10 protein-coding genes are annotated in these 17637 nt (G+C 61.8%); 7 read left to right on the forward strand and 3 right to left on the reverse strand.

Annotated features, from left to right (window positions below):
* The first annotated feature begins 51 nt into the window (after positions 1-51).
* Positions 52-1071 carry a M42 family metallopeptidase gene (locus DW943_RS01875; RefSeq protein ID WP_117862016.1) on the forward strand — a complete coding sequence of 340 codons (1020 nt, stop codon included), beginning with the start codon at positions 52-54 and terminating at the stop codon, positions 1069-1071.
* Between the two features lie 137 nt (positions 1072-1208).
* Positions 1209-2582, forward strand: a complete 1374-nt coding sequence (locus DW943_RS01880) for a DNA-binding protein (RefSeq protein WP_117862017.1) — start codon at positions 1209-1211, stop codon at positions 2580-2582.
* 8 nt (positions 2583-2590) lie between these two features.
* Here DW943_RS01880 and mnmA read toward each other — a convergent pair whose 3' ends face one another.
* The gene (gene mnmA / locus DW943_RS01885) at positions 2591-3814 is read right to left on the reverse strand and encodes a tRNA 2-thiouridine(34) synthase MnmA (protein WP_255413156.1); all 1224 of its coding nucleotides are present in this window, start codon (positions 3812-3814) and stop codon (positions 2591-2593) included.
* 56 nt (positions 3815-3870) lie between these two features.
* Entirely contained in the window at positions 3871-4809 is a 939-nt protein-coding gene (gene cysK, locus DW943_RS01890; RefSeq protein WP_089572177.1) for a cysteine synthase A, read from the reverse strand.
* Between the two features lie 253 nt (positions 4810-5062).
* On the opposite strand from cysK, the gene DW943_RS01895 reads away from it, so the two are divergent.
* Positions 5063-5491 carry an Rrf2 family transcriptional regulator gene (locus DW943_RS01895; RefSeq protein ID WP_117583966.1) on the forward strand — a complete coding sequence of 143 codons (429 nt, stop codon included), beginning with the start codon at positions 5063-5065 and terminating at the stop codon, positions 5489-5491.
* Positions 5492-5628: 137 nt separating this feature from the next.
* Here the strand turns inward: DW943_RS01895 and DW943_RS01900 are convergent, their stop codons facing one another.
* A complete protein-coding gene (locus tag DW943_RS01900) occupies positions 5629-5994 on the reverse strand; it encodes a phage holin family protein (protein ID WP_117583967.1) in 366 nt (121 codons plus the stop codon).
* Positions 5995-6317: 323 nt separating this feature from the next.
* On the opposite strand from DW943_RS01900, the gene DW943_RS01905 reads away from it, so the two are divergent.
* The 4 genes from DW943_RS01905 to dnaE all read left to right on the forward strand — a co-directional run bounded on the left by DW943_RS01905 (position 6318) and on the right by dnaE (position 17613).
* The gene (locus DW943_RS01905; RefSeq protein ID WP_022094855.1) at positions 6318-6617 is read left to right on the forward strand and encodes a YerC/YecD family TrpR-related protein; all 300 of its coding nucleotides are present in this window, start codon (positions 6318-6320) and stop codon (positions 6615-6617) included.
* 219 nt (positions 6618-6836) lie between these two features.
* Positions 6837-10007: a PD-(D/E)XK nuclease family protein gene (locus DW943_RS01910; protein WP_117862018.1), complete on the forward strand. Its 3171-nt coding sequence runs from the start codon at positions 6837-6839 to the stop codon at positions 10005-10007.
* Positions 10008-10010: 3 nt separating this feature from the next.
* Positions 10011-13634: a UvrD-helicase domain-containing protein gene (locus DW943_RS01915; protein WP_117583969.1), complete on the forward strand. Its 3624-nt coding sequence runs from the start codon at positions 10011-10013 to the stop codon at positions 13632-13634.
* 175 nt (positions 13635-13809) lie between these two features.
* On the forward strand, positions 13810-17613 hold the full coding sequence (gene dnaE / locus DW943_RS01920) for a DNA polymerase III subunit alpha (RefSeq protein WP_117862019.1): 3804 nt from the start codon (positions 13810-13812) through the stop codon (positions 17611-17613).
* The last annotated feature ends 24 nt before the right edge of the window (positions 17614-17637 follow it).

Here is a 17637-nt window from a genome sequence, read left to right on the forward strand (position 1 = left end):
GCTTTTACTGATTACGGGATGTTGACTTTGGAGTTGTGGATGGTGTCCCAAATGGATTCTACGCTTGGTTTTATTACTGACCAGCTTAAGACGCTGACTTCTATTGCCTCGCCTACGGGCTATACCCGTGCGGCGACTGATTATCTGATGGAGACCCTGCGCGATATGGGCTTTGGGCCTGAGCGTTCTAATAAGGGTAACGTGCTGGTTGAACTTGGCGGCGAGGGCGAGCCGCTCGTATTGGCGAGCCATGTCGATACCCTGGGCGCCATGGTGCGCTCCATTAAGGACAATGGTCGCTTGCGTCCCACGACGCTCGGCGGGCACCAGTGGTCTACGGCCGATGGCGAGAACTGCACCGTCTACACGCGTGACGGCAATGTGTATACGGGTGTGGTCCTCAACACCGAGCCTTCGGCGCACGTGGCCGATGAACCGGTCAAGACCATCGAGAAGAACATGGAGATCTTGCTCGACGAGAACGTTGACAGCAAAGACGATGTGCTCGAGCTGGGTATTCAGACGGGCGATATCATCGCTATGGATCCGCGCACCACGGTGACGGAGAGTGGCTACATCAAGAGCCGCTTCCTGGATGACAAGCTGTCGGCGTCGATTCTGCTGGGTTTGGCTCGCGCCGTTGCCGACGGCGAGGTGACCCTCTCGCGTAAGGTGTCGCTGCTCTTTACCGTGTACGAGGAGGTCGGCCACGGCGGTGCCTTTGTGCCGGCCGACACGCGCGAGATGATCAGCGTTGACATGGGCTGCGTGGGCGACGACCTGGGCTGCACCGAGCGCATGGTGTCGATTTGCGCCAAGGATTCGGGCGGTCCGTACAACTACGACCTGGTAACCACGCTGTCCAACATCGCGCGCGAGCTGGAGCTCGATTACGCCATCGATGTGTACCCGCATTACGGTTCCGACGTCGAGGCCACGCTTTCGGCCGGTTACGACATCCGTCACGGCCTGATCGGCCCCGGCGTGTACGCGAGCCACAACTACGAGCGCAGCCACATTGACGGCGTGCGCAACACCTACGAGCTCGTCCGCGCCTACGTGCAGCGCTAGGGGAGCAGCTTGCGACTCGGCTGACCAATCACTAAGGCCCGTTTTTCGGGCCTTTTTTCGCTTTGGGCTGTTTAGTATTATGATGTATGTAATCTATTAACTAAACGTGTAAATTACTTAACGAGGTGATGCGGTGTATGGATACGTCTGAGTACTTATCTATGGGTGATGCCGCCCGCCTGTTGGGCGTTACGAAAGCCCGCATATCGCAACTTGCCGCATCGGGGACGCTTGTGTGCGATATTGTGGGCGGCCGGAAGATGGTCGAGTACAATTCTGCGACCGCCTACCAAAAGGTCCGCAAGCGAGGACGCCGTCCTGCGGCTGATGTGGGACGCAAGTTTACGCTGATGTCGGCCGACCATGAGATCGCGCATGTCTCATTTGATCCGACGCGTGAGTTTCCCTTCGAAATCGCCGAGGTCCTCGATGCGCAACGAATGCCGTTTGGCACATGCTCGAGCTCTTCTCCTACGGTGAATAAACGGGAGCTCAACGTGTGGTGGAGCCATCGGTCGGTGCCTGACGTCCGCCCTGGACTCGTCTCGCGCTATCGTGAACTGGGAATTGCCAATGGCATCGAGGTTCCGGTTCGGTGCCTGGGCTTATCGCTTTCGGATTGTTATTGGCTGCGGCCGGCCGATTGCGTCGAACTCAAATGGCAAAGCATCAATTACTTTGAGAACGAATTTGAGCGATCGGCGCCCGAAGAGCGTTCGGGTTGGCTGGAAGGCATCGGTCTAAAAAATCCGGATAACACGTCCGAGGGCGAGCTCCCTAAATCGTGGATGATCCGAAACGGCATTCGCGTTTTGGCTAAAGGGTGCGGGATGGACGATCAGCGTCCCTTTAACGAGGCGGTTGCAACGGCTCTACATCGTCGCTTGCTTTCCAAGGGGGAGTTTGTTCCTTACACGGTTGAGCGCATATTCGATGGCCCTGTGTGTCTGTGCGACGACTTTCTTGACGGCCGCGAGGAATACGTTCCGGCTGTTTACGTTAAGGGCGTACTTGGTAGTCAGCGGGGAAACTCGACGTACGACCGGTACTGTTGCTACCTCGGCAAGCATGGTGTCGGTGAGGCCGCTGTGAGAAGGTCTATGTCGCAGATGATTGTCTGCGATGCCCTTTTGGCCAACAGCGACCGCCATTGGCGAAACTTCGGCATCATCCGCAATGTCGACACCCTGGAGATAAAACCTGCTCCGCTGTTCGATAGCGGCAACTGCCTGTGGTATAACGTACCAACTGCCGTGCTCGCAGCTGGGGAGTTTGGGTTTTCCGCTAAGCCGTTTGGGCCCGACCCTTCCGTCCAGCTGGCGCTTGCGGACTCGCTCGATTGGTTCGATTCATCGCGGCTCAACGGATTTGTTGATGAGGCGATCGAGATTCTTTCGCAGAGCAAATGGGCCACGGCGGAGGGTCGACTCGAGGCCATCCGCCGCGGCCTCGAGCGTCGCGTAATCGAGGTTGGTGCCGCTGTTGAGGTACTTCGACACGTGCAGCGATAAACCCGCGGCTACTTAAGTGCGCCGGCCACCGTGCCGCCGCCCAGGACGATGTCGCCGCGGTAGACTACGACTGCCTGGCCGGGGGCGATGGCTCGCTGCGGCTCGTCAAAAGTTAGCAGCATTTGTCCGTCTTCATCACGCGTAAGGGTTGCTGCCTGGTCTTTCTGTCGGTAGCGGTATTTGGCGCCCACGCGAATGCCGCCGGCATCCAGCTCGGCCTCCATGTGGTCGGCAGGGGCGCTCCAAATCCAGTCGTTGGCTGTGAGCGCTGTGGCCGTCAGGTCCTCGGCCTCGCCCAGATGCACAATGTTGTTGGCGGCATCGACGCCCGTTACGTACACGGGGTGCGCCATCGCGACGCCCAGGCCCTTGCGCTGGCCTATGGTATAGCGCAAGGCGCCATTGTGGCTTCCGACCACGCTGCCGTCGCGCCACACGATATCGCCCGGTGCAGCGGCGTGTCCGCAGCGGCGCTCGATATAGCCCGCATAGTCGCCGTCCGGGATAAAGCAGATATCCTCGCTCTCGGCCTTCTTGGCGTTGATGAAGCCCTGCTCGGCGGCAATGCGGCGCACATCGCACTCTTTGTCCAGCCCTGCCAGCGGAAAAATCGTGCGCGCCAGGCGCTCCTGCGTAAGCGAATACAAAAAGTAGCTTTGGTCCTTTTTGGGATCTTCGCCGCGATGTAGCTGCCAGGTGCCATCTGCCGCTTGGCTTGTTTTGGCGTAATGGCCCGTGGCGATATAGTCGCAGCCCATGTCCAGCGCCGCATCGAGCAGCGCGCCAAACTTAATGTGGCGGTTGCAGATGATGCACGGATTGGGCGTCAGCCCCTCCTGGTAGGCGTTCACAAAGCGCTCGATCACGTTACGGTCGAAGGTTTGCTGCAAGTCGAGCACGTGATGGGGTATTCCCAGGCGCCCGGCGACGGCCTTCGCGTCAGCGATGTCGCGATCGACTTTGCTCATGCCCGTGACGGGATCGGGCGCGGGACAGGTGAGGCGCATGGTGGCACCGACACATTCGTAACCCTGATTTTTGAGCAGATACGCGGTCACGCTGGAATCGACGCCGCCGCTCATGGCGACGAGCACGCGCTTGTTGTGCATGGGGAGGTTCTCCTTGGTGGCATGTGGCCAAAAAAGAAAAGCGGCGCGGGAGGCTGGTTCCGCGCCGCAGACATTGTAGCAAGTTCGGACGACTCGTGGGGCGCCCTGATGGGATGGGCTCAAGCTGCCGGGAGAGAGGAGACCGGTTCATCCTGGGCTCAACCTATGGGCAACAGACCTTAGTCCTGGAAGAGTGCCGTGGATAGGTAGCGCTCGCCGGTGTCGGCGAGCAGCGCCACGATGGTCTTGCCCTCGTTCTCGGGGCGCTTGGCCAGCTGCAGTGCGGCCCACACGGCGGCGCCGGACGAAATGCCTACGAGCACGCCTTCCTTGTGGCCCACGGCGCGGCCGGTGGCAAAGGCGTCGTCGTTCTCGACGGGGATGATCTCGTCGTAGACCTGGGTGTCGAGGACGTCGGGCACAAAGCCGGCGCCGATGCCCTGGATCTTGTGCGGGCCGGCCTGGCCCTTGGAGAGCACCGGGGAGGTGGCGGGCTCGACGGCGACGACCTGAATCTCGGGGTTTTGCTCCTTGAGGAACTCGCCCACACCGGTCACGGTGCCGCCGGTGCCAACGCCGGCGACGAAGATGTCGACCTTGCCGTCGGTGTCATCCCAGATCTCGGGGCCGGTCGTGGCCTTGTGGATGGCGGGGTTGGCGGGGTTCACGAACTGGCCGGCGATAATGCTGTTGGGCGTCTCCTTCTGCAGCTCTTCGGCCTTGGCGATGGCGCCCTTCATGCCCTTGGAGCCGTCGGTGAGCACGAGCTGTGCGCCATATGCCTGCATAAGCTTGCGGCGCTCAACGGACATGGTCTCGGGCATGGTGATGATCACCTTGTAGCCGCGGGCGGCCGCCACCGAGGCGATGCCGACGCCGGTGTTGCCGCTCGTGGGCTCGATGATGGTGTAGTCGCCGCCGCGCACGAGCTTGCCGGCCTTCTCGGCCTCGTCGATCATGTTCTTGGCGACGCGGTCTTTGACGGAGCCGGCGGGGTTGAAGTATTCCAGCTTGACGAGCACACGGGCCTTGAGGTCCTCATCGGCCTCAAAGTGGGTGAGCTCCAGAAGCGGAGTGTGGCCGATAAGCTGATCGATGGACGTGTAAACCTTGCTCATGGTGAACCTCCAAAGTGTTCAAATGACTGGATACCGTGTGGTTTTACGGCGTGGGTAGCAGCGAAACCCACAAACCTTATGGGTTGTTCGTTTTGCTGTTGGCAAGCATAGTAGGCACTAAAGCCTAGTAATGCAATAGGAAATAGAAGATTATTACGAGTCGATTAACCATCTTGACGGGAATAGGTATTTTCAAAACCAATATTTCGGCTAGAATTTCTACGAATTAAAAGACCGAAAGGCAGCAATATATATGTTGGTTTCCACAAAGGGCAGATATGCCCTGCGCGTTATGGTCGACTTGGCCGAGCATCAGGCGGCAGGCCGCATTCCCCTCAAAGAGATCGCCGCGCGTCAGGGGATTTCGGAGAAATATTTGGAGAACATTTTGGCTACGCTCGTGCGCGCCAATATGCTCTCGGGCATGCGCGGCAAGGGCGGCGGCTACGTGCTCACGCGCCCGCCCGAGCAGTACACGGTGGGCGAGATCCTGCGCCTGACCGAGGGTAGCCTAGCACCGGTCGCATGCCTGGACGGCGACTGCAAAGGTTGCTCGCGATCTGATGAGTGTCCTACACTCGATGTTTGGAAGAACCTGGACAAGCTCATCAACGACTACCTCGACGGCGTGACACTCGATACGCTCGTTGCCCCCAACGAGGGCTACGACTACGTCATCTAGCCCCACCTGCTATTGGGGGACGGGGCAGAAATGGTAGATTTTCTTGTCCTCTGAGGCTTGGCAAATGACAAGGCCGCCCATCGTTGCGATGGACGGCCTTCGTTTTGGCGTGTTGTGGCGGCCCGTATCCGGTCGCTTTAGTTCCTGGCGATGCTGTCGAGAATGCTGCGCATGATGGATACCAGGATGCTGCCCATAAACGCCGATCCAAAGCTGGCGATGGAGATACCCGCGCCCAGCAGATTGACCGACAGGTAGCTGGCCAGCTCGAGCATAAAGCTGTTGACCACAAGCTGAAAAATACCAAGCGTGATAATAGTGAGTGGCAGCGAGATGACCGTCAGGAACGGCTTAACGAGCGAGTCGACGATGTTGAGGAACAGTCCCACGAAGGCAAAGCAGACCCAGGCGTCGGCCATGCCGAAGGGCTGAATGCCGGGGACGAGAAACGTTGCGATCGCGATGGCGATTGAGGTCAAAAGCCAGTTGAGCATAAAGCGCATGGTGTGAATCCTTTCTTGCGCATGGCGTGGTGAGGGAGCGTGAGAGGCACATGCCTTTGCAACTCGGACAGATGCTCGGGCACGGCTCTGTTTGGGCGCCCATTGTCTCAGATATTCGTGGAGCTTGCGTGCGCATTCGGTTTCAAAACGGCGTTCGTCCTAGAAAACGCGCCGCTGGCAGAGAGTTTTGTCGCTTTAGTTTGGTGGTGTGCTAAACTGCTACGGGCAAAAGCCACAGGCGTTGCCCTATTGCATAGAACGGGCGAACGATGCCCGATGTCAGTATCAACTTCGATGCCTTTTGGCGGGTTTGGCGGTGATCGATGAATATCGAGAACATGTTTGACAAGCCTGATGTCAAGCAGCTGGTCCACGCATTTAGCCTTTTGGACGACGAGAAAGATATCCAAGCGTTTTTGACCGATATCTGCACGCCGCGCGAGATTTGCGATCTATCGCAGCGTCTGCAGGTCGCGCGTTATCTGGACGAGGGCGAGCCCTATGTTGAGGTTCAGGCGCGTACCGGCGCTTCGTCCACCACGGTGAGCCGTGTGTCCAAGGCGCTCAACGGCGAGTACGGTGGCTACCGCAAAATCCTCATTAAGCTGGAGGATGGCGAGTAGGCCGCGCCAAAAACGAATTGTGCAAAACCGCTCCTCCGGGGGCGGTTTTTTGATCCCTTAAGGACGGAGGAAAACGGATCACCGGGTTAGACTGACCCCTTCGGTGATCCGTTTTCCTCCGTCCCCAAGGGATCAAATCTGTTGGCGTGGGGCAAATCTGTCCGCGTGGGCGGGTAGGATGGATACATTGATTATTGCGAACAGTTTGAGCGGAGGACCATGCCTGTTCGAATCTATACCACCAATGCCGGCACGGATTTGAGCGATGCCGAGTCGGCGTTGCTTGCCGACCTTATTGCCCGCCATGGACGTGCCGTGCTTCTGGCGTCAACGTTTGCCGAGCTCGACCTGTGTCGCCATGATGCGGCGGAAGCCGGGATTTCGCTGGGTATTGACTACAAAACGCCTACATCGTGGCTTCGCTCGCTTTGGGAGCTTTTGGGCGACGGGCGCGGTTTCGTCGACAACCTGCAGCGTCAGATGCTGTTCTCGGACATGGTCACGCGTCTCGACGATGCCGACCTGCAGCCGCTTTCGCGCAGCCAGGGCACAGTGCGCATGCTTGCGCGCATGGCCCGCGACGTGTTGCCGGGCGTTGCGGGGACGACGGCCGAGCGATGCCGTGGCAACAATTGCCAGCCTGAGCCAAAAAGCGATGCCGAGGCTCGTGTGTTCGAGCTTTTGCGTGCCTACGCGGGTGGTTTGGACCGTCGAGATATGGTCGAGCCCTGCGAGGCGGCTGACATTATGGCCGATGCCCTGGCCGATAACCTGCCGGCGTGCACCCGCGCCGTATGCGTGCGCGGTATCACGTCGATTACGCACGGCCTGCTCGAGCTGCTGTCTGCCGTGGCGAACAATGGGGGGGAGGTCGTCGTACTGCTTGCCTGCGAGCAGGCGGCGATGCGCGAGGAGCTTGCCGCGGCATTTGATGCCCGCGGTGTGCTGTTCGAGGCCGCGCCGCTGAGGGAGGACGCCGTCGCGTCTGATGCCGCTTGCGGGACCGCCGCTCAGCCTGCCTTTATTGAGGTCGCCGGCCCCCATGCCCGTGCCCATGCTTATGCGGACGCCATCGATACGTTGGTGAAAACGCACAAGGAGTCCAAGGACGATAAAGCTACTGCAACGCCCGCTGACCCCGTGCGCGTGCTCGTTGTTTCTGCCCGGGCACCCCAGCTGTTCGGTGAGCTCGCCTCTCGTCTGGCGGCCCGTCATATCGCTGCCGAGACAGTTGAGTTCACGGCGTTTTCTCAATCCATTGCGGGCAGGCAGTTCACGGCGCTCGCCAACCTGATCGAGCGTATGAAGGCCGCCGACGAAGGGGCAGCTTCTAAGACTGAGTGGTGGCCCGCGCCGGAGCTTACCGACTGGATTTACAGTCCGCTTTCGGGCGCTGATGCCGTCAATGCCCGTACCTTCGATAAGAATATGCGTCTCTCGCGCAGCAAGACTACCGCGGGCGTTAAGAGCCTGCTGCAGAGCGTCCAAGGCCAGGTGAGGGGCGCGCGCAAGGCGGCGAGCGACGAGAACTGGTTTAAGAACGTGCCGTGCGTGGTCTCGGACGTGTTCCAGGCGCTGTGGCGTGACAAGCCCGTGACGGCGCTCAAGGCCATGCTTGCCGTTGCCGAGGCACTGCCCGATCGCGCGCTTGGTGGTCTCGACGGCCAGGCCCGTCGCCAGGCGGAGGTGGCCCTGCTGCGCCACGCGATCGACATCCTTATGAACGATGCTCGCGCGCTCGACGTGTCGCAGGCCGCGACCGTGCCCGTGCTCGATGGCATTCGCACCAAGGTGGACAAGCGTAGCACCGCCTACGATTACGAGACCTACGAGGTTGACCGTGCGCCACGTGCCCAGGTTCGCTTTACTTCGCTTGCCGATGCGGCGGCCCTGCGCCCCGATAGCTACGATGCCGTGCTGTTTGCCGACGTCGACCTGGACAGTTATCCGCTCTCACATGAGGAGGGCCCGCTGGCAACGCTGACGGCGAGCCTCGGTCGCGAGGGCGTGACGCTTGAGCCTGCGGCCTTGCTGCGCGCACGCTTTGGCCGCGCGATACAAGCGTCGCGTGGTCCGGTTACGCTCGCCCGTGTGACCCACGATCGTCAGGCGCGCGAGTGCTATCCGGCGGCCGTGTGGACCGAGTTGCGGGCGCATGCCGAGGCCGCTAACGATGCTAAGGCCGCTGACGCCGACAAGGCCGCTGACGCCGACAAGGCCGCTGACGACGCTAAGGCCGTTGGCGCCGACAAGGCGAAGTGTGTGGGTGAGGGCGATATCGTAAGGGACTTCGATCCCGCGGCAGGCGAAGGTCTTAGGCGCGAGCGCGTGACCTGCGAAGCTCCTCAGCACCTGAGCGATGAAGCCATTCCGTATTTGGTCCTGCGTCGTCGCGATGGCGAGGGCGAGGATGCGCCGCTGGTGCCGCGCCTGACGTCTGCCTCGCAGATCGAGGCCTATTCGACCTGCCCGCTATGCTGGTTCGTCTCGTACCGCGTGAAGCCCCAGTCGATCGACGCTGGCTTTGGCAATATGGAGAAGGGCAACTTTGTCCACGACGTGCTGGAACACTTGCATGCCCGTCTGCCCCAGGAGGCCATGGAGCGCGTGACACCCATGAATCTGCCACGCGCGAAGGAGCTGCTGCGCGAGGTCTTTGACGAGACCTTGGCCGAGCATGCGGGCAAGCGCGGTACCGAGGGCCCGCTCGTGCCGCTCTCCCCGGTGGAGGAGCGCCAGGTGGCCGAGATTTTGCCGCAGCTGGAGGGCGTTCTTGCCTACGAGTCCGAGGCGCTCGCGCCCTTCGCGCCGCGCTACCTGGAGTTTGCGTTCAACGAGCTCCAGGTCGAGTATGCCGGCTGGCCGCTCGGCGGGCGCATCGACCGCGTGGATGTGGATGCCGAGAATCGCGCCGTGGTAATCGACTACAAGCATCGCACGGGCGTTGAGGAGTTTAAACTCGCCGACCCCACGGTGCGCGACGAGGAATCGGGCGAGGCCGCCATCGACGACCCGCGGTGGCTGCCGCCCCATACCCAGACGCTTATCTATGCGCAGGCCATGCGCCGGGCGCTGGATCTGGATGCCCGTGCGGCGCTCTATTTTTCGACCAAGGGCGGCAAACCGGCGCTGCGCGGCGCCGCGAGTGCCGAGCTGCTCGAGGAAGAGCGCGGCGACGGCCGCATCCCGGGGCTTAAGAAGGGCTTTCCCGGCGAGGGTGGCAGCATGGACTTCGACGCCCTGCTCGATCGCGTGGAGGCCGGCATCGCCGAGCGCCTGCACGAACTCGAGGCAGGCGACGTTGCCGCCGTCGACCCGACGTCGGCTCAGGCCGCGCATGCGCGCTGCTCGTATAACCACGAAGGAACGTTTGTAAGAAGGGACGTGTAGACCATGGATCTTTCGACTTTGATGCCGCAACAGCTGCAGATCGTCAAAACGCTCGACCGTCCGCTGTTTGTCTCGGCGGGTGCCGGTTCGGGCAAGACCTTTACCCTCACGCGCCGCATCGTCTACGCGCTCTCGCCCGAATCCGGTCCGTTCGTTGAGCATCTGGACCAGGTGCTCGCCATTACCTTTACCAAAGACGCCGCGGCCGAGATCCGTGACCGTGTGCGCCGCACGCTCATCGACGAGGGCATGGACGAGGAAGCCCTGACCGTCGACGATGCGTGGATCTCGACCATTCACGGCATGTGCTCGCGTATCCTGCGCGCACATGCGTTGGAGCTGGGCATCGATCCCGAGTTCACGGTGCTCACCGATACCGACGAGCTTATGGACCAGGCTGTTGAGCATGTGCTGGCCCGCGCGACGGCGCCCGATGCCGCCCCCGAGCTCGCCGCTTCGCTTAAGGCCCTCTACGCTTGGTATCCCATGGCGGGCGAGGGTGGGCCGTTTGGCGCCGGTACCACCATTAAAGGGCTGGTGCGTGAGCTGCTGGAGCTCTCGAGCCAGCTGCCGGGCGGTATGGACGACGTGTGCGTGGCGCGCGGCCAGGCCGATACCTCGGCACTCGCCGATGCCTATCGTGCGGCGCTGGGCGCAAGCAAGGCCGCGACCGAGAAAGCGCAGGTGGCACTCGATGCCATCGACGCGTTTGAGGCGAGCGGCAAAACCATGGAGGATGCGGCGCGACTCATGATGTCGTGCAGCATGCCTCGGGCGAGCAAGGCGTTTTCTAAGGAGCAGGTGGAGCTACTCAAGGCCGAGGCTGCCGATGCGTTTATCAATATCGTGCTGGCCTGCGGTGGTCCCGCGCTCGATGCGCTGGCGGGGCTTGCTCGTGCTGTGGAGGCGGAATACCGCGCGCTCAAGGCTGACCAGTCCGCGCTTGATAACAACGACCTGCTGCGCATGGCGTACGAGGCGCTGCGCGATTATCCCGCCATCCGAGCGGCCTATGAGGGTCGCTTTAAGATGGTCATGATCGATGAGTTCCAGGATACCGACCAGATGCAGGTCGATTTGATCCGTCACCTGACGGGCGCGGGGGAGCGCGCACTGTGCACCGTAGGCGATGCGCAGCAGTCGATCTACCGCTTCCGTGGTGCCGAGGTCGAGGTATTCCGTCGCCAGGAGCGCAAGGTGGGTTCGACGACGGCGTCCGAGACGGTCGCCACGTCCGATGCCCCCGCCGGCGAGCTCGTCAAGCTTGTACGCAACTTCCGCAGCCACGACGAGGTGCTGCGCTATGTGGCGCGCGTCTTTGACGGCGACACCGGTGGTTTGATGCAGGGGTTCTTGGATCTTGAACCGAGCGACGAACGCGAGGACAAGCTCAAGGCGAAGGCATCGCGCCGCCAGGCGATTTTCGTTGCCGGTGGCAGTACGCAGGAGCGAACGCAGGCGAAAGCTCGTGCGATTGCGGAGCGATTCCAAGCACTCGTTAAAGCGGGCCAGCCCCAGGGCAGCATGGTCCTGCTGCTGGGCCGCATGACCAACGCCGATGTCTATGCGCAGGCCTTCCGCGACCAGGGGCTCGACTGCGTGATCGCAGGCGGCTCGGTCTTTGCCCAGGCAGCCGAGGTGCAGACGGTGCGTGCCCTGGTGTGCGCGCTTGCTAACCCGGCCGATACGGCGCAGGGTCTTATGCCGCTGCTGGCCTCGCCGATGTTTGCGCTCGGCGCTCAGGAGTTCCTGGCGCTGGCGACCAAGCTGGACGACCAGACGGGGGAAACCTCGCGCCGCAACATCGACGTGGGCATCATGAGCGATTCCGATGTGCCGGGTTTGCAAGACTTGCCGCTCGTGACGCGCGCCCGCGAGGTGCTGCGGTATGCGCTCCGTCGCGTGGGCCGCGATTCGTTCGCCGCCATCGCGCGCGACGTGGTCAACGCCTCCGGCTGGTTTGTACGTCTGGCACAGCGTGGTCCCGAGGGCAAGGCCATTGCCGCCAACGTGCTCAAGGCGCTCGACGCCGTGGCCGAGGCAGAGGCCGAGCTCGGCAACTCGCCGCGCTCCATTGCGCTCGCCTTCGACCGCTTCTTGGCGGGCAAGGAGGCCCCGGGCGCGCTCAACGAGGAGGGCGACGGCGCGGTACGCATCATGACGGTGCATGCGTCCAAGGGTCTGGAGTATCCGGTCGTAGCGGTTGCCGAGTGTTTTGGCGTGCGTAAGTCCTCGGGTGCGGCACAGATGGGTCGCGTCGAGGGCGGAGCGCAGATCGTGGCGCTGCCGGCACGCTTCGACGGCGTTAAGCTCGCCGACGGAACCTTTGTGAAGGGCGACGACGTCAAAAAGCAGTTTGAGCATGCGTTTAAGGGCAAGGGCACGTCGTTGTGGCTGCCGCCAGAGCTCATGGAGGACGTCTGTGCGACGGGCTCTCCCGCCGAGGCATTTGCCCGCCTGCGCGACGACGACCTGCAGCTTTCGCTCGAGGAGCGGGCCCGCTTGCTCTATGTTGCCATGACGCGTGCGCGAGAGCTGGTGATCTTGGCGATGGATGCCGGCGTGAGCCGCGGCAAGCTGTGCGCGCCGACCTTCGACGTCGAGACCGATCTGACCTATGACGTGCTGCGTCGTATTCTGCCTACCGACGCTCTGGACATGCCGCAGCTCGATGCCGACCGCCTGGTGTTCGACAACTCCCAGCCGGGCGACTACGAGCTCATTTCGCTCGCGGACTTTTCCTTTGGCGAGCAGGCGTTTGAGGCCAACGCTTCACTGGATGCCGAGGGCAGGCTTGTTCGCGGCGATGTCGATACAGATACTGCCGACGATTCGGCCAGTACAATCGTCCCCGGTCCTGCCGACCCCGAACCCGATGCGTTCGAGCTCGTGCATCCCCAAGCGGTGGGCGTACGCATGGGCATCTGCCCGTATCCGGTGCGCGATTCGTACAGCTACTCGTCAATTGCCGCGGCGCTGCATGCCGAGTCCGAGGACCGTGCCACCGAGGCGCATGTGCCCATGGACGAGGCTGGCGATGATGCGGAGTCTGATGGTTCCGAGATGGCGGATGCAGACGTGGCCGCTGTCGAGCCCGCCGGCAATCCCATGGCGCTGGGCTCGGCCTTCCACGCCGCCTGCCAGTGGCTGATCGAGATGGGTGCCGATGCGCTGCCCGCCGAGCGTGCCGACGCCCTGGCTCGCCTGTGGCGCCTGACGCCGGAACAGCGCGAACGCTTCGACGTTGCCCTGGATCGCTGGCTCAAGTCGGCGGTCCGTGCCGAGCTGCTTGCCTGGCCGTGCGTTCGCGCCGAGGTGCCGTTCTTTTCGCTGGGCTGCGAGGACGAGGACATCGCTCGCTACGGTGCATATGCCGAGGGCGCCATCGATGCTTTGGCGACGAACCCGGCGGATTCGTCACGCGCGCTGGTCATCGACTACAAGACGGGCGGCACACCGGACGAGACGCCGGAACAGCTGCAGGAGAAGCACGCCCTGCAGGCGCGCGTTTACGCTGATGTTCTGCACAAGGCGGGCTTTGAGGCCGTGACCGTCAAGTTCGTCCGCGTGGAGCAAGTCGACCCCGCCAACCCGTGCGAGCCTCAGGTGGTCACCTACAGCCTCTAGCCCTCAATAACTTGCGGTGGAATACGGACTGTTTTGGCCAAAAAAGCCGCCAAACAGTCCGCATTTCACCGCAACTGCGTGAGGAGCCGTGTGGGTTTGGCTAGGTTCGGGTGCCGTCCGCGCCGTGCGGTAAAATCGTTCAGTCAGAACACGAACCCGCATCGGAGCTCATCACATGGCATTCGTCCATCTGCACAATCACACTGTTTTCTCCATGCTCGACGGCGCAACCCGTATCCAGGATATGGTCAACCGTGCCGTTGAGCTTGGCATGCCTGCCGTGGCCATTACCGATCACGGCTACATGTATGGCGTGCCCGACTTGGCGCTGGCCTGCGACGCCGTTAACCACAACACGCCCGAGTACAAAACCTGGAGCCACGACAAGGCCTTCTTGGAAAAGGACCGCCGCGACGAGCTGGTGGAGCCCGACCCCGAGGAAAACCCGCGCGAGCATGCCCAGTACGTTAAGGACATGGCTATGTGGGACGAGAAGGGCAATATCGACGAGCTCAAGCCGCCCCTGGTCATCAAGCCCATCTTTGGCTGCGAGGTCTACTTTACGCCGGACGAGACCCTTGCCCGCGACCATAAGCCCGAGCTCTACCACATGATCCTCCTGGCCAAGGACCAGGAGGGCTACGTCAACCTGATGCAGACGGTTTCCGAGGCCGCCGTGCAGGGCTTTTACTACAAGCCCCGCGTGACGCTCGACAACCTGCGCCGCCATGCCAAGGGCATGATCTGCACGAGCGCCTGCATCGCGGGCATCATTCCCAAATACATCGACCGCGGTGACATGGAGGGCGCCATCAAGTGGGCCGAGACCTTCCGCGATACCTTCGAACCCGGCGACTTTTATATCGAGATCCAGGAACACGGCATCACCACCGACAACGGCCTGACCGACGAGCAGATGGACCGCACGCTCATCGATATCGCCAAGCAGGTGGGCGTCAAAGTCATTGCCACCAACGACTTCCACTACCTGCGCCGCGAGGACGCGCCGGTGCAGGACGTCATCATGTGCATTGGCATGAACGCCAAGGTCGACGACCCCAACCGCATGCGCATGACCGGCTCGGAGTTTTATATGAAGACCGAGGAGGAGATGCGGGCGATGTTCCCGTATTGCCCCGAGGCCTGCGACAACACGCTCGAGATCGCCGACAAGTGCTACGTAGAGCTGGACTGGGACTCCATCATCCTGCCGCGCTTCCCGCTGCTCGATCCCGGCGAGACGCACGAGAGCCAGTTCCGCCGCGAGTGCGAGAAGGGCCTGCGCCAGCACTACGGCGACGACTGGGCCACGCGCGAGATTGGTGGCGTCAACATCAAAGAGCGCTTTGAGTACGAATACAAAGTCATCTGCGACAAGGGCTTTGCCGCCTACTTCTTGATCGTTGCCGAGTACGTGCAATGGGCCAAGGACAACGGCATCGGCGTCGGCCCCGGCCGTGGCTCGGCCGCCGGCGCTATCGTCGCCTACGCCATGAACATCACCGCGTTCGACCCGCTCGAGAACGGCCTGATGTTCGAGAGGTTCCTGTCCCCGCAGCGTACCGAGATGCCCGATATCGATATGGACTTCGACGATGAGCGGCGCCTCGAGGTCGTGGAGCACGTTCGCCAGCTCTACGGCCCCGAGAAGGTCACCCACGTCATCACCTACTCGACCATTAAGGCCAAGCAGGCCATCAACGACGCCGCGCGCGTCCTGGACTACCCGGTCTACATGGGTCAGCGCCTGTCCAAGATGGTTTCGAGCGACCCCAAGGTCAAGCTCAAGCAGGTGCTCGACAAGCAGCCCGGCAAAGAGGATCTGTTTAACCCCGATTTTGCCGAGGCCTATAAAAAGGACGACGACGCCCGCCGCATCATCGACACGGCGCTCTCAATCGAGGGCCTCACCCGTGGCGAGGGCGTGCACGCGTGCGCCGTTCTGATCTGCCGCGACCCCGTCAACGAGCACGTGCCCACTAAGCTCGATACCAAGGGCGGCGTCGAGATTACCCAGTACGAGGGCCATACCGTTGCCGATATGGGCCTGCTCAAGATGGACTTCTTGGGCCTGCGCACGCTGACTGTTATCTCCAAGGCCAAGGCAAACATCAAAAAGAACTTCGGCATCGACATCAAAGAGGAAGAGATTCCCTTTGACGACCCCGAGATCTTTAAGCTCATGGGTTCCGGCCACACCGCCGGCGTCTTCCAGGTCGAGTCCGCCGGCATGACGGCCACGATCAAGAACATGAAGCCCACCGAGTACAAGCACGTCGTAGCATTGATCGCCCTGTACCGCCCGGGCCCGCTGGGCGCCGGCATGGTTTCGTCCTACATCAACCGTATGAACGGCAAGGAGCCGGCGGTCTCCTACGACGACCGCCTGGACGACATCCTGGGCGAAACCTACGGCACCATGGTCTACCAGGAGCAGGTTATGCTCATCTCCGTCGAGATGTGCGGCTTCTCCAAGGGCGAATCGGACTCGCGTATCCGTAAGCCCGTGGCTAAGAAAAAGATCAAGCTGCTCACGTCGACGGTGCTCCACTGGGAGGATGGCTCCGACGAGACCACCTACGACCACTGGATGAACGGCGCCATCAAGAACAACTATACGCGCGAGGTCGCCCAGAAGATTTGGGACGATGTTCTCGAGTTCGCGTCCTACGCCTTCAACAAGTCGCACTCCGCCGGCTACGCCATCCTGGTTATGCAGACGGCGTGGCTCAAGGCGCACTATCCGCACGAGTACATGGCGGCCGTTCTGACGTCCTATACGGGCAAGACCGACAAGATCGTGCACTACGTCTCGGCATGCCGTCACGACGGCATCCCCGTGCTGTCGCCAGATGTCAACGAGTCCGGTACCGAGTTCACGGCTACCAAGGAGGGCGTGCGCTTTGGTCTGGCCGGCATCCGCGGCGTGGGCACCGGCGTGGCGCAGGCGATTATCGCCGAGCGCGAGGCGGGCGGCCCGTTTAAGACGCTGCACGACTTTGTCGAGCGCGTGGACTCGAGCCAGGCCAACCGCCGCGTGATCGAATCGCTCATCAAGGCAGGCGCCTTCGACTCCACGGGGTATCCGCGTCGCCAGATGATGCACTTTGTGGATAAGAACAACCCCGAGAACATCATCGATGCCGCGGTAAAGCGCCAGAAGGATCGCGCGAGCGGCCAGACGTCGTTCTTCGACATGTTTGGCGACGTTGAGGGCTCGGGCTTTGAGGTGAGTGTGCCCGATCCGGATGGCCAGGAATGGGACCGCCACCTCAAGCTGAGCCAGGAGAAGGAGGTTCTGGGCATCTATGTCTCGGACCACCCGCTGCGCCCGTTTGAGTATGCGCTCAGCAAAGCGCGCGACTTCTCGTTTTCGCAGATCGATACCGGCTACGAAGTGCAGAACCCCACGGGCGGTACCATCAACCAGGAGATTCCCGAGGGCAAGGCACTGTGGTGGGCCGGCATGGTCTCGAGCGTGTCCAAGCGCGTGACCAAAAACGGCGACCCCATGGGCATCGTACAGCTCGAGGACATGGAAGGCGAGGCCACCGTCGTCGTGTTCCCCAAGACCTACAAGGAGGCCGAGGGGTACCTGTACGGCGAGGTTGATCCCGAGACCGGTGCGCAGCTGTCCGACGCCTTTGTGCGCATTAAGGGCAAGCTCGAGCGCTCGGACCGCGGTGACCAGATCATCGCGCAGGAGATTGTGCCGCTGGAGCTTAACGAGGAGAACAACAAGCCCAAGGTGTTTGAGGTCATGGTGCCCAACAGCCGCTTTAGCCAGGGCAATATGGCGCGCCTGGCCACGGTGCTCACCGCTAACCCGGGTGGCGATCGCGTGGAGATCTTTATCGAGCAGGTGGACGGGCGCGTGCTGCGCGCCGAGGTGCCTGCCAAGGTCAACGCGCGCTCGATTCCGCTGCTGGCCGAGGCCAAGGCCATCGTTGGTAACCAAGGCAGAGTGACGGTGATCTAAGCTACCCCGGGTGAGATTGGAGGA

This window comes from Collinsella sp. AM44-11 (genome assembly GCF_003467145.1).
Taxonomy (GTDB): Bacteria; Actinomycetota; Coriobacteriia; order Coriobacteriales; family Coriobacteriaceae; genus Collinsella.